We start from the raw sequence: 12,543 nt of genomic DNA, 5'->3' as shown, positions 1-12,543 counted from the left end.
CCCACCAGCCTGACGAGTCAAGGAGTTCCTGGATGCCCGCAAACACCGTCTCCGTCACCGGCCTGGTCCGGCGCTACGGACGGCACACCGCGTTGGGCGGGGTCTCGCTCAGCCTGTCGACGGGGGTCACCGGCCTGCTCGGTCCCAACGGCGCCGGCAAGACCACCCTGCTGCGTATCCTGGCCACCGCGTTGTCGCCGGACCAGGGTGCCATCGACATGCTCGGGATCGACCCGCTGACCGCTAAAGGCAAGCTGGAGGCCCGGCGCGTTCTCGGTTACCTCCCGCAACATCCCGGTTTCCACCCGGGCTTCACCGCCTTCGAGTTCATCGACTACGTCGGCATCCTCCGCCGGATCACTGATCGGGCGCAGCGGCACGACGAGGCGCGTCGTGTGCTGGACGCGGTCGGCCTGTCGGACGTGCGCGGCAAGAAGATCAAGACGCTTTCGGGAGGCATGCGCCAGCGGGTCGCGCTCGCCGCGGCGATCGTCGGTGACCCGCGGTTGCTCATCCTGGACGAGCCGACTGTCGGCCTCGACCCGAAGCAGCGGCTGCGCTTCCGCGAGCTGATCGCGGAACTCGGCGAGGGCCGTGCCGTGCTGCTGTCCACCCACCAGACCGAAGACGTCGGCGCGCTCTGCCAGCATGTCGTGGTGCTGGCCGGCGGCACCGTCCGGTTCGACGGCACGCCGGCTGCTCTGAGCGCCTTCGCGGCCGGGCGCGTCTGGCACAGCGCGCAGAAGGATCCAGGCGCCGTAGCGGGTTGGCGCACCGGGCAGGGCACGGTCCACAACATCGGCAGCCCACCGCCGGGGGCCGCCCTGCTGGAACCCTCTCTGGAGGACGGCTACCTGTTGTTGCTCGACGGCGACCCGGCGTTGGCGGAGACGGCATGACCACGACCGTGTCCCCACCGCCCACCACCGGCGGTCCGACTATCCGAAGCAGCGCCACGGCCGCCGTCCTCACGTTGGCCCGCGCCGAGTCCTGGCGGCTGCTCGAGCACCCGGTGATCCTGGTGGCGCTGCTGCTCACCGTGGCGCCGTGGGTTTATGAATGGCTGAGCGGCGGGCTGGCCAGCCGATATCCGGTGATGCACGACGAGGACCGCTTCGTACAGGTGCCGATGCTGCTGTTCGCGGCCGGGGCGTTGCTCGCCGCCAACCTCGCCGCGCTGCGGGTTCAACGCCACAACATGGTGGCCTTCTACTCGGTCCAGCTGACGACCACCGCGCAGCGTACCGTCGCGCACCTGCTGTCGTTGCTGAGTCTCGGGAGTCTGGCAGGCGGCGTCGTGACGCTCCGGTTGGTCTGGCTGGCCACCGCGCCCGGCGCGATCGGGAGTGTCCGCATCCTGGAAGCGATCACCGCCCCGCTCGTCATCCTGCTGGCCGGCGTGCTCGGATTGTTCCTGGCGCGGCTCACCACCGCTCTGGTGGCCGCGCCGCTGGTCATCGTCGGGCTCGCGATGCTGACTCTGGCCGGCGCCGTCGGCTCGCGGTGGATCCGCTGGGTCGGACTCATCGCGTTCGAGGACGAGACGGTCGCCTCGCTCCCACCGGACCTGATGTACCGCCCAGTTGTCTGGCATCTGGTCTACCTGGCGGCGCTGCTTGTGGTACTCGCCCTGGTCACCGTTGCGCTCAGCGGTGCACGCTGGTCGTTGACCGCGCCCGGAGCGGTCGTCGCGGCGGTCGCCGTGGCCGTCGCCGGAGCGGCACAGACAGCCGCAGTGCCGCACGACATCGTCACCGCACGGTCGGAGGCGGCCACCCGCCCGGCGCGCGCGCAGGTGTGCCGGGACGTCGACCGCGTCACGTTCTGTGCCTTCGCGCCGTACGAGGCGCGTTCGGAACAATGGGCGGCGGTCACCCGGGGCGTTCTGCGGTGGGCGCCCGAGCCGGTCGCCAACGCACGGTACGCAGTCCGTCAGCGGATCTTCTTCGACTCTCCTGGCGAGATGAGCGACCCAGTTCCGGTCGCGGACTGGCGGGCGGACGACGCCGCGGCCGGCACGCCCGAATCCGTGCCGGTGAGCACCACCTGGGGCGACCGCGAGGGCTACAGCCAGGTGCAGATGATCCAGTTCTCCGCGGCATTCGCGAACCGTACGGCCACCGGCTCCACCGCCGCGATCTACGACAACGCCCCGATCTGCGGTGCCCGCGGGCTGCTGATCCTCTGGCTGGGTGCACAGGCCACCCCGGAGACCGAGCAGGCATACCGACGGAGCATCGCGAACTCGTACGGGGGAAGCATCGTCATGCCCGTACTCACGTCGGGTTCCGGTCCCTCGTTTCCGCGGGAGACCGCGGACCTCGTCAAGGCCCTGCTGGGGCGTCCGGTGGACGAGGTCGGCACGCAGGTGCGACAGCATTGGCAGCAGCTGGCCGACCCCGCCACCGGACTCGTCGAGGGGGCGCGGCTGCTCGGCGTGGGAGCCGGAGTGAGCGAACCGAGCGGGCTGCGGTGCTGATCGGACCCCGGCTGGCCCTGAGTCTGGCCCCGCACCTGCTGCGAGCCACCAACCGGGTGGCCCTCGCCACCGGCGTCGTTGTGGCGCTCGCCTTCGGCTGGATCCCGTTCGCCGCTGGCATAGCGCTGGAACTGGCCGACGCGACCACGATGCTGCGTTTCGCACTGTTCGGGATGGTTATCGGCCTGGCGTTCGTCCTGGACGACCCGGCCGCCTCGACCATCGCGACGTTGCCGACTCCCCGGTACGTCCTCGTGGTGTTGCGGCTAGCGCCGGCCACGGTGCTGGCAACGGCGGTCTGGTCGGTCGCCTGGTGGGGCTGTCGACTCGCCCTCGACCCAGAGGTGCGATCGCTGCTGCCGTTGGGCGGCGTGCTGCTGGAAGGTTTCGCGCTGCTCGCCGTGACCTTCTGGCTGGCCGGGACACGCTGGGGGAACGACGTCGCACCGGGAGGGGTGCTCGCCGCCCCGGCCGTGGTGCTCCTCTTGATCGCCGCGGCGCTCCTGCCCGATTCCACGGCCGTCTTCCCGCCACCGGGCACCGAGCGCTGGGGCGACTCGCGCCAGGCGTGGGGAGTACTGCTGGCCGTCGGCCTGGCCGGGATCGTCTGGACGAGCCATGAACCGACGCCCCGCGCCCGCCCCCTGGCACCGTCCGTATCTTCCGAGAAGGAGAGGATCACGAATTGACTCCCGCCTCGTCGACGGTTTCCGCCGAGGCGCACCGCCCGGTCCACCCGCGCCGTGGGGACGGCGGGCCATGGCCGCCCTGATCGACACGGCGCTCGCATTCGGCGTGCCCCTGGTTGTCACAGCGCTTTCCTGGGCGATGTTCGCCGGCAGCTAAGCTTCTCGCGCGGCTGTCAGACGGACATCGCCTTGACCGGCTCTTCCTCTTCCGCAGGCAACCGCTTTTCCAACAGGTACATCGCGGCGGTGGCCGCGGCGGTGAGTATGCCCAGCACGATCCACGGCAATGCCGCGCCGCGGGCGTACAGCGCGGTGAAGAACGTCGGTGCGGCGATATTCGCAATGGTGAAACAGTACTGGAATACCGCGAGATACCGCCCGCGCACGTGTTCCGGGGCCGCGGCGGCGGCCAGCGCGTTGGAAATGGGCGCGTGCAGCAGGTCCGCGCCCGCGTAGAAGAGCATGCTGATGAGCAGATACGGCAACAGGACGACCGGCGGCACCCGCAACGCCGCGGCGAACGCCACCGACCAGAGCACCCACAGACCGCCCGCCACCGCCATGGCCCGGACCCGCGACAGCGGTCGCGCCCACCGGACGACAAAACCCTGCCCGGTGGCCAGCAACAGCGCGTTGACGGCGAGCAGCGGACCGATCAGCCACTTCAGCGACGGCGCACCCTCGACGATGGACACCGGCACCGCGATGCCGACCATGACGCTGCACAGGGCGAATACGGTGTTGGCGACGATCAACAGCAGATACGGGCGGTCGCGCAGCAGCACTCGGTAGCTGCCCGTGGCCGCTGCCCGGGCGGCCTCCGGCTGCTGCCCCGCACCCCGCGGCACCAGCGTGAGCAGCACTGCGGAGACGGCGAACGAAACCGCGTTGGCGCTTGCGACCAGCCGGTACGCGGACACGGACGCATCCACCAGCACCAGGCCACCCACCAGCGCCCCCAGTCCGGTCGCGGCCGCCTGCACCGTGCCCACCAGGGCGAACCGCTGGTCGTTGAGCCGGCGCTCCTCCCCGGGCGGCGCCAGGCCGGCCACCAGCGTGAAGAAGGACGACCAGAACACCCGCTGCCCGACCGCGACGACCACCACGACGACGAGGATCGGGACCGGACCGTCCGCCCATCGGTACGCGGCGAAACCAGCCGCCTGCAGCACCTGCGCGACCAGGACGAGGTCGCGGGGGTTCCACCGGTCGGCGAGGTAACCGATCAGCACCGGCACGGGAAGAGTCGCGATCGTCGCGGCGCTCATCAGCAGGCCGACGCTCGTCAGCGGGATCCGGCTGACGGCGGTGAAATACAACAGGGAGACGGGCATGAAGAGACCGCTGCCGATCATGTCCACGGCGAGAGCGACGACGAGTGGAACTGTGCCCTTCTTGCTGAGAACAGCCCGGTCGAACACGTGATACCTCAATCCCCGTTTCGATGCGGCTTCATCCTTGTAGCACGATGATCGATGTACGTCAAATGCAAGGATTCGGTAGGTTCCGGTATTCGAAATGGGTGAGGAAGAGGCCAGCGCGGACGGTGTCGCCGATGGTGCGCGGGTTGGCGGTGGTGTGGCGTAGGTGCGCCAACGGCCGGTGAGCAGCGCGAAGCCGCGTTCGCCGGGTGCGCGTTCGGCGTGCGGCAGCGCGTCGCGGGCCCGGTTGTGCGGGGCCGGTCGGGTGTCGCGGCCAGCGCTTCGATCCCCTCGGCGACAGCCCGGTACGCGGTGGCCCGGGAGCCGCCCGGCTCCCGGGCAGGGACGTGTCCTCGTTGTGCGGAACCACGCCAGCACCAGCAGCGCTTGGTGGCAGCAGGTCAGCGCCCGGGTTCCGCGGCGGGTGCGGCGTTCGGTGGCCAGCAGGCGACACGTAGCGGACCAGTTTCTCGGCACGGCAGAGGACGGCTCGATAGGCGACCACGGACGGAGTCCTCATCTGTCGAGGGCTTCGCCCAGCTTCCAGCACTGTCCGACGTGGACGGTACGCCCGTGGCGGTCACATCCCGACGGCATGCTCGCTGTGATCACGTCATTCGGGAACCCGCACCGGCGGTCCATGGGGACAGCGGTTGCTTGTTCCCGCCGTGCGGAACATACGGCGGACATGCCGCCCGGCCGTACGCGGCATTGCCGAAAGCCGGCCGCGATACACCGGTGGCCGTACATTACCGCCGATCATTCGATGCGTTGCCCGACCGGCGGGCCGGCGCAGCCGTGGCGTGGATGCGCGACGACGCTTCGGGACAGCACCGGGCCGCCCGCCGCCGTCAACCAGGCGCGGCGCGGGATCACAGTCGCTTGCCACGGCGCTGCTCACGGAACGTTGTTCCTGTTCGGGAGGCGTGACCGGCGGAGGCGGCGAGAGCGGCACCGGCCCATCCACCGATCCGCCGCGCTGGTCGCTGACCGCTGGCGGGGTGTCACCGCGCGCGGCGGAGCTTCTCGGCGTGACGTCTGGCCAGGCCCCATTCCCGATGCCGAGCATGCTCCCGGCGGAACTGCTCCTTCGCCGGGGAATAACGACGTGACCTGGTCCGGTCACGCATGGCAGCCAATTCCGCCCTTGAAAACAATTGCAACTGCCCCATACATGTATTTGTCCCAGAACGCGGCCGGAACCACCGCCCCGAACGGCAGTCCATCATGAGGTGATCTCAACGAGGATGGCTTCGAAATTGGGATGACACGCCCGGAGCATCCACACTGGACAATGATGGACCGGGCGTGGAGCCCTCGGCGACACCTACGTCCATCTTCCGAGCACGCCCGCGCGGCGCCGCTGTGCATGCTTTCTCTCCAAGCACGAACACGCCCGACGGGACTTCTCCGCCGTTGTCGTGCGGCCGGCGCGCTCACCAGGCCCAGGCCTCCGGCCCGGGCCCGCCGTTGCCGACCGGCAGGAAGATCTCGTCCAGCCGGGCCGAGGCCGCGTCGTCGAGCGGCACCTCCAGTGCCTCGAGGGCCAGGTCAAGCTGCCCCGGAGTGCGCGGCCCGACGATCGGCGCGGTCGCCCCGGGCCGCGACAGCAGCCAGGCGAGGGCCACCGCGGCCGGGTGCCGGCCCAGGTCGGCGCAGAATCCCTCGTACACCTCCAGGACCTCCCGATGCCGCTCCACCCTCTCGGCGGCGTGGGACGTGGTCCGCCCGGCGGCGCCCTCCCGGTGCTTGCGCAGCGCCCCGGAGAGCACTCCCTGCGCCAGCGGCGACCAGGGCAGCAGCCCGATCCCGAGCGCCCGCGCCGCCGGCACCACCTCGAGCTCCACGTGCCGGGTGAGCAGGCTGTACTTGAGCTGCTCCGAGACCAGCCCGAGCGAACGGCGGCGCCTGGCCGCGGCGTTCGCGGCCACCAGGTGCCAGCCGGCGAAGTTGGAGCTCCCGACGTACAACACCTTGCCCTGCGCCACGAGCAGGTCCATCGCCTGCCAGATCTCCTCCCACGGCGTGGCCCGGTCGACGTGGTGCATCTGGTATAGGTCGATGCGGTCGGTGCCGAGCCGGCGCAGCGACGCCTCGCACGCCGCGACGATGTGCCGCGCCGACAATCCCCGCTCGTTCGGCCCGTCGCCCATCGGCTGGTACACCTTCGTCGCGAGCACCACGTCGTCGCGCCGCCCGGTCCGGGCGCACCACGTGCCGATGTACGTCTCGCTGGTGCCCTCGTAGTCGCGTGCCCCGTACATGTCGGCGGTGTCGACGAAATTGATGCCCTCGGCGAGCCCCCGGTCGAGGATCGCGTGGCTGTCGGCCTCGCCGAGCTGCCATCCGAAGTTCATGGATTGCCCGGCGGGCCGGGGGCTGTGGTACCCGCCGCGCGCCCTGTTCGCCGCGGCCCCGCCCCCGCCCGAGCCCCTGGCGGCCCTGCTGGGCGCGACGCGGGCCGCCGTCCTGACCCTGCTGGCCACGCCGTTGAGCACCGGCGACGTGGCCGAGTGCCTGGGCCTGGCCCCGGCGACGGCGTCACACCACCTCACGGCGCTGCGCGACGCCGGCCTGATCGTCGCCGCGCGGTCGGGCCGTCGCCTCAACTATCGCCGCACCGAACTGGGCGACCGCCTGACCGACCTCGGCTGAAACCGGCCAGCGCGACGGCATGCGGCGTGGCGCGCGTTGCGGCGTCTTATGCTTCCTAGGAGGCTAGGTCAGGAGGTCAGCGCCAGTGGTGTCGGCGAACGCGGAGATGCCGACGGTGGGGGCCATGAGCGCATCCCGCAGGCGGTCGGCGAACTCGGCGAACTCGGCGTGACGTGTCCGTCGTGATCGCCGAGGGCGACCCGCGAGCAGCTCACCGCGGCGATCGTCGAGCACGCGGGGGACATGTCGCTGGCCGGACCGGGAGCGTGCGAGCGCTGGTCAGTAGTCGGCCAGGCGGCGCAGGGCCTCCTCGACCAGCGGGCCCAGCGGCACCGGCGGGTCCGCGCGCAGCCAGCGGTGTGTCGCCACGTCACAGGCCGCAGCCACCGCGCCGCCGATCACGTCTGGCAGCAGGTCGTCCGGGCCGGCGCCGAGCCGATCGGCGATGGCCGCCGACAGCGCGTCCTGCATCGCCGCGCGGACCCGCAGATACTCCCCCTGCATCGCCGGCGTCGCGAGGACCATCCGCAGCCCGTCGAACCACACCCGGTCCGGCACGTGCTCGGGCGCCACGCCGCCGGAGATCTCCGCCAGCATCGTGGCCGTGATGGCCTCGCGCAGCGGCTCGCCCGGCGGCCGGGCCCGCAGCGCCGCGCCGGCCCGCTGGGCGCGATCGACGGACAGGGCGCAGATCGCCTCCGCCTTGCTCGAGAAGTAATTGTTGAACGTCCGCGGCGACACGCCCACCTCGGCCGCGATGTCCTCGACGAGCACGCCGTCGAAGCCGCGCTCCACCGTCAGCCGCAGCGCCGCGAGGGCCAGCGCCCGCCGGGTCGCCTGCTTCTTGCGCTCGCGCAGGCCCGTTTCCATGCCCCCAGCGTAGCAAAACATGCGCAATCCGTAAGCTTTCGGATCGCGCAAGAAAATCGTGCAAAAAAGCAGTGTGGGCGAACCGGCCGCCGTTCGGTCAGACTGTTCGGATGGCAGAAACGATCATTCATGACGATGCGTACCTGTGGCTGGAAGACGTCGAGGGCGAGCGGGCGCTGTCCTGGGTCCGCGAGCGCAACGCGGAGTCGGTCACGGCGCTGACCGGCAATGATCGCTTCACCGGGATGTATGAGGGCATCCGGGCCGTCCTCGACGCCGACGACCGCATCCCGATGGTCGCGTGGCACGGCGAGCGTGTGTACAACCTGTGGAAGGACGCCGGCCACCCGCGCGGGCTGTGGCGGCGCACCACCCTCGAGGACTACCGCCGCGACGAGCCAGACTGGCAGACCGTGCTCGATCTCGACGCGCTGGCCGCCGCCGAGGACGAGAACTGGGTGTGGCAGGGTGCGACCTTCCTGCGCACCGGCCCGCTCGGCGGCGAGCACCGCTGCCTGCTGTCGCTGTCGCGCGGCGGCGCCGACGCGGCCGTGGTGCGCGAGTTCGACCTCGACGCGCTGGAGTTCGTCGCGGACGGCTTCCGGCTGCCCGAGGCGAAGAGCGACGTGAGCTGGATCGACGCCGATCGCATCTTCGTCGGCACCGACACCGGTCCCGGATCGATGACCTCGTCGGGCTACCCGAGGCAGGTGCGGGTCTGGCGGCGCGGGACCGCGCTCGCCGACGCGCCGGTCGTGTTCGAAGGCAGTGCCGACGACGTGGCGGTGCGGGCCTCGACCGACCCGTCCGCCGACGGCCGCCGCGCGGTCCTGCGGCAGTCGACCGACTTCTTCCACGCCCGCCGGTATCTGCTCACCGGCGAGGCGCTGAGCGAGCTCACCGAGCTCGACGTGCCGCACGACGCCGGCGTGGACGTGCACCGCGAGTGGCTGCTCGTCCGGGTCCGCACCGACTGGCACGTCGGCGACGCGACCCACCCGGCCGGCACGCTGCTCATCGCCCGGCTGGCGGACTACCTGGCCGGCTCGCGCGAGCTCACCGTGCTGTTCACGCCCGACCCGCACACGTCGCTGAGCTACGCCGACTGGACCCGCACCGGCCTGATCCTGGTGCTGCTGTGCGACGTGCGCTCCCGCCTGGAACTGCTGTCGTACTCCGGCGGCGAGTGGCACAGGACCGTCCTGGGTAGCGAACTCGGCCAGACCGACGTGTGGGACACCAACGCCGACGCCGACGATCAGTACCTGCTGCTGTCCAGCGGCTTCACGCTCCCGCCGACGCTGCGCCACGGCGTGCTCGGCGCGGACGCGCCGACAATCCTCAAGCAGGGCCCCGCGTACTTCCCCGCCGAGGGCATCCAGACCCGGCAGTTCTTCGCCACGTCCGCGGACGGCACCCAGGTGCCGTACTTCGTCGTGGGCCGCCCCGACGCGGGCCCCGGCCCGACGCTGCTGTCCGGGTATGGCGGCTTCGAGGTCTCGCGCGTCCCGGCGTACAACTCGATCATCGGCCTCGGCTGGCTCGCCCGCGGCGGGACCTACGTGGTGGCCAACATCCGCGGCGGCGGTGAGTACGGCCCGGCGTGGCACCGCTCGGCGCTGCGGGAGAACCGGCCGCGCGCCTACGAGGACTTCGCCGCCGTCGCCGCGGACCTCGTCGAGCGCGGCATCACCACCCGCGAGCGGCTGGGCATCGAGGGCGGCTCCAACGGCGGCCTGCTCATGGGCGTCATGCTCACCCGTTACCCGCAGCTCTTCGGCGCGATCGTCTGCGCGGTGCCGCTGCTGGACATGAAGCGCTACCACCTGCTGCTGGCCGGCGCGTCGTGGATGGCCGAGTACGGCGACCCCGACAACCCGGACGACTGGGCATACTTGTCGCTGTTCTCGCCGTATCAGAACGTGCGCGACGGCGTGCCGTATCCGCCGACGCTCGTCACCACCTCGACCCGCGACGACCGGGTGCACCCCGGCCACGCCCGCAAGATGGTCGCGCTGCTGCGCGAGCACGGCAAGGATGTCACCTACTACGAGAACATCGAGGGCGGCCACGGCGGCGCCGCGGACAACGCCCAGCTGGCCTACAAGTGGGCGCTGGCGTTCGAGTTCCTGTGGCGGACACTGGGCGCCGCGTCAGGCGACCGCTAACGCGAGGTCCTCGGCGGCGACGCGGCGGCGGGTGGTGCGGCGGTAGCGGTAGACCTGGACCGCGCCGAAGCCCCACAGCAGGTACTGCACCGCGAAGGCCCACCGGAAGGCGGTGAGCGACGGGTGGTCGGCGCCCGGCGCGGTCTGCCGGTCGAGCAGCACCCCGACGGCGACGATGACCAGGATCGACGCCACGAACCCGCCCACGTTCACGATCCCGGTCGCGCCGCCGATGCGGTCGGCCGGGTTGTACGACCGCGCGTAGTCGAAGCCGATCATCGAGCCGGGGCCGTTGAACGTCAGCACCAGCACGAGCACGACGAGCAGCCACAGCGGGGCGCGGCCGGGCCACAGCAGCACCGCGGTCCAGGCCAGCGCCGACGCGCCGACGATGCCGAGGACGAGGTTGGAGCGGTGATAGGGCAGGCGTCCGCAGAAGTGTCCGATCAGCGGCCCCATCAGCAGGCCGCCGACGGTGAGCAGTGACAGCATCAGCGCCGCGGTGTCCGGGGCGAGGCCCTCGCCCTGGGTCAGGAACGGATAGCCCCACAGCAGCGCGAACACCGTGCCGGAGAACTGGGTCACGAAGTGCGTCCACAGCCCCAGCCGCGTGCCGGGGTGCGCCCACGAGGTGCGCAGCCCGAGGTCGCGCTTGACTCGCCCGCCATCGGCCCGCTCGTCGTCGGCCTCGGCCCGCGTGCCCGCCGCGGTGGTGGCCGGGCGGTCGCGCAGGGCCGTCACCACCAGGACCACCGCAGCGGCGCCCAGGACCGCCGCGGCCAGGAACGTGGCCGTCCAGCCGGCGTGGCGCAGCAGGAGCACGAGCGGCACCGCCGAGGAGAGCGCGCCCAGCTGCCCGGCCATGCCGGTCAGCTGCACCATCAGCGGGTTGCGCCGCGGCGGGAACCACAGCGCCACGATGCGCAGCACGCTGATGAACGTCATCGCGTCGCCGACGCCGATGAGCACGCGCGCGGCGATCGCCGTGCCGACGTCGCCCGCGAACGCGAAGACCAGCTGGCCCGCGAGCATCAGCACGCCGCCGGCCGCGAGCATCCGGCGCGAGCCGAAGCGGTCGAGCAGGACGCCCACCGGGATCTGCATGCCGGCATACACGGCCAGCTGCGCCACGGAGAGCATCGACAGCAGCGTGGTGCCCGCGCCCAGGCGTTCGGCGGCGGCGACCCCGGCCACGCCGAGGGAGGATCGGTGGAAGACGGCGACGATGTACGCGAGGAGCCCGACGCTCCACATGAGGTAGCGGCGCATAGCGACACTGACGCTATCGGCCCGGAGCCTGGCGATGGGGCGAGTGTGACGGCCCTCAACTGTGCGTTTGCAGACACCTCCTACGCTGTCGACGTCTGCTTTGCCGTTTTTGAGGACCGTCATGACCGAGCTGACCGCTCTGACCGCCACGCCGATCGCGTGGGAGCACTCCGGCGACGGCGAGTTCCCCTACCACGCCGAGGTCGGCGGCCGGACGCTCACCGTGCGGGTCGGCGACTTCCCGGCCGAGCCGCTGTACACGCTCATCGTCGATGGCGCGGAGCTCGCCGGCCTCGACGACTGGCCGGCGTCGTGGCGCCGCCCGCCGGTACCGAGTCATCTGCTGGACCTGGTGGCACGGCCGGTGACCACCGACCTGCTGCGGACGTGGGCGCGGCGCGTCTGCGGCGTGACCACGGAGCACGCGGCCGAGGTCGCGGCCCTGCTGGGCCTGCCCGCGCCGACGCAGGACGACCGCGGCCGGCTCTTCGTGCGGCCCAGCCCGCCCGGCACGGCGTGGCTGCGGCTGGTCATGAACGAGCGGGCCGGGCTCGCGTCGGTGGAGATCCGCTTCGCCGAGCCGTCGCTGACCCGGGCCGAGCTCGACGCGTGTTTCGGGCCGAGCCAGGACCTGCCGCGGGTGCACTGGGACTCCCCGCACGTGACCGCGCACCGGGTGAGCGTGCCGGACGCGCCGTTGTCGTGCACGCTGTTCGCGTCGTTCTGGGCGCCGGCGGCAGTTGAGGCGCCGGAGCCGTCCCGGCGCGCCTTCCAGGTGTCGCTGCGCCGCGACTAGCCGGCCTTCGCTGATCTTGCAGTTGTGGTGCCGCGACACTCCGCAAATATCCGTATTTGTCGGCACCACAAGTGCAAGATCAACGCGCGGTGCGGCGCGGTCAACGCGCGGTGCGGCGCGGTCAACGCGCGGTGCGGCGCGGTCAACGCGCGGTGCGGCGCGGTCAACGCGCGGTGCGGCGCGGTCAACGCGCGGT

12 protein-coding genes are annotated in these 12,543 nt (G+C 71.5%); 6 read left to right on the top strand and 6 right to left on the bottom strand.

Going from position 1 to position 12,543, the window contains the following annotated elements:
• The first annotated feature begins 32 nt into the window (after positions 1 to 32).
• Genes AB0367_RS15110 through AB0367_RS15100 form a run of 3 tightly spaced genes read left to right on the top strand, consistent with a single transcriptional unit; the run spans position 33 to position 3,168 of the window.
• Positions 33 to 899 (top strand): ABC transporter ATP-binding protein, encoded by an 867-nt coding sequence (locus tag AB0367_RS15110; RefSeq protein ID WP_366226873.1) that lies wholly within the window; start codon positions 33 to 35, stop codon positions 897 to 899.
• Positions 896 to 2,479, top strand: a complete 1,584-nt coding sequence (locus AB0367_RS15105; protein ID WP_366226872.1) for a hypothetical protein — start codon at positions 896 to 898, stop codon at positions 2,477 to 2,479. The genes AB0367_RS15110 and AB0367_RS15105 overlap by 4 nt, the downstream gene beginning before the upstream one ends.
• Positions 2,473 to 3,168 carry a hypothetical protein gene (locus tag AB0367_RS15100; protein WP_366226871.1) on the top strand — a complete coding sequence of 232 codons (696 nt, stop codon included), beginning with the start codon at positions 2,473 to 2,475 and terminating at the stop codon, positions 3,166 to 3,168. Before AB0367_RS15105 ends, AB0367_RS15100 begins: the two co-directional genes overlap by 7 nt.
• 173 nt (positions 3,169 to 3,341) lie before the next feature.
• Here AB0367_RS15100 and AB0367_RS15095 read toward each other — a convergent pair whose 3' ends face one another.
• Both AB0367_RS15095 and AB0367_RS15090 read right to left on the bottom strand, forming a co-directional pair.
• Positions 3,342 to 4,589, bottom strand: a complete 1,248-nt coding sequence (locus AB0367_RS15095) for an MFS transporter (protein WP_366226870.1) — start codon at positions 4,587 to 4,589, stop codon at positions 3,342 to 3,344.
• Between the two features lie 1,436 nt (positions 4,590 to 6,025).
• The gene (locus AB0367_RS15090; protein WP_366226869.1) at positions 6,026 to 6,946 is read right to left on the bottom strand and encodes an aldo/keto reductase; all 921 of its coding nucleotides are present in this window, start codon (positions 6,944 to 6,946) and stop codon (positions 6,026 to 6,028) included.
• Here AB0367_RS15090 and AB0367_RS15085 point away from each other — a divergent pair.
• Positions 6,945 to 7,244 carry a winged helix-turn-helix domain-containing protein gene (locus AB0367_RS15085; RefSeq protein ID WP_366226868.1) on the top strand — a complete coding sequence of 100 codons (300 nt, stop codon included), beginning with the start codon at positions 6,945 to 6,947 and terminating at the stop codon, positions 7,242 to 7,244. The genes AB0367_RS15090 and AB0367_RS15085 overlap by 2 nt on opposite strands.
• Positions 7,245 to 7,307: 63 nt before the next feature.
• Here the strand turns inward: AB0367_RS15085 and AB0367_RS15080 are convergent, their stop codons facing one another.
• Positions 7,308 to 7,478: a hypothetical protein gene (locus AB0367_RS15080; RefSeq protein WP_366226867.1), complete on the bottom strand. Its 171-nt coding sequence runs from the start codon at positions 7,476 to 7,478 to the stop codon at positions 7,308 to 7,310.
• Between the two features lie 45 nt (positions 7,479 to 7,523).
• Positions 7,524 to 8,114 (bottom strand): TetR family transcriptional regulator, encoded by a 591-nt coding sequence (locus tag AB0367_RS15075; protein ID WP_366226866.1) that lies wholly within the window; start codon positions 8,112 to 8,114, stop codon positions 7,524 to 7,526.
• 110 nt (positions 8,115 to 8,224) lie between these two features.
• Between AB0367_RS15075 and AB0367_RS15070 the strand changes: the two genes are divergently transcribed.
• A complete protein-coding gene (locus tag AB0367_RS15070; RefSeq protein ID WP_366226865.1) occupies positions 8,225 to 10,282 on the top strand; it encodes a prolyl oligopeptidase family serine peptidase in 2,058 nt (685 codons plus the stop codon).
• Here AB0367_RS15070 and AB0367_RS15065 read toward each other — a convergent pair.
• Complete coding sequence (locus AB0367_RS15065; RefSeq protein ID WP_366226864.1) at positions 10,268 to 11,551, bottom strand: MFS transporter; 1,284 nt, start codon at positions 11,549 to 11,551, stop codon at positions 10,268 to 10,270. The two genes, AB0367_RS15070 and AB0367_RS15065, sit on opposite strands and share 15 nt — an antisense overlap.
• Before the next feature lie 121 nt (positions 11,552 to 11,672).
• Here AB0367_RS15065 and AB0367_RS15060 point away from each other — a divergent pair, with 121 nt between their 5' ends.
• Positions 11,673 to 12,347: a hypothetical protein gene (locus AB0367_RS15060; RefSeq protein ID WP_366226863.1), complete on the top strand. Its 675-nt coding sequence runs from the start codon at positions 11,673 to 11,675 to the stop codon at positions 12,345 to 12,347.
• Here the strand turns inward: AB0367_RS15060 and AB0367_RS15055 are convergent.
• On the bottom strand, positions 12,344 to 12,543 hold a 200-nt coding region (locus AB0367_RS15055), incomplete at its 5' end, for a hypothetical protein (protein ID WP_366226862.1). The genes AB0367_RS15060 and AB0367_RS15055 overlap by 4 nt on opposite strands.

This window comes from Dactylosporangium sp. NPDC051484, assembly GCF_040689395.1.
Taxonomy (GTDB): Bacteria; Actinomycetota; Actinomycetes; order Mycobacteriales; family Micromonosporaceae; genus Dactylosporangium.
The sequence above is the reverse complement of the archived record's forward strand: the minus strand, read 5'-3'. Positions and strand labels throughout refer to the sequence as shown.

Excerpts from the sequence above, each read along its gene's own strand:
- AB0367_RS15110 (WP_366226873.1), top strand. The coding sequence starts at position 33 with ATGCCCGCAAACACCGTCTCCGTCACCGGCCTGGTCCGGCGCTACGGA.
- AB0367_RS15105 (WP_366226872.1), top strand. The coding sequence starts at position 896 with ATGACCACGACCGTGTCCCCACCGCCCACCACCGGCGGTCCGACTATC.
- AB0367_RS15085 (WP_366226868.1), top strand. The coding sequence starts at position 6,945 with ATGGATTGCCCGGCGGGCCGGGGGCTGTGGTACCCGCCGCGCGCCCTG.
- AB0367_RS15090 (WP_366226869.1), bottom strand. The coding sequence starts at position 6,946 with ATGAACTTCGGATGGCAGCTCGGCGAGGCCGACAGCCACGCGATCCTC.
- AB0367_RS15075 (WP_366226866.1), bottom strand. The coding sequence starts at position 8,114 with ATGGAAACGGGCCTGCGCGAGCGCAAGAAGCAGGCGACCCGGCGGGCG.
- AB0367_RS15070 (WP_366226865.1), top strand. The coding sequence starts at position 8,225 with ATGGCAGAAACGATCATTCATGACGATGCGTACCTGTGGCTGGAAGAC.
- AB0367_RS15065 (WP_366226864.1), bottom strand. The coding sequence starts at position 11,551 with ATGCGCCGCTACCTCATGTGGAGCGTCGGGCTCCTCGCGTACATCGTC.
- AB0367_RS15060 (WP_366226863.1), top strand. The coding sequence starts at position 11,673 with ATGACCGAGCTGACCGCTCTGACCGCCACGCCGATCGCGTGGGAGCAC.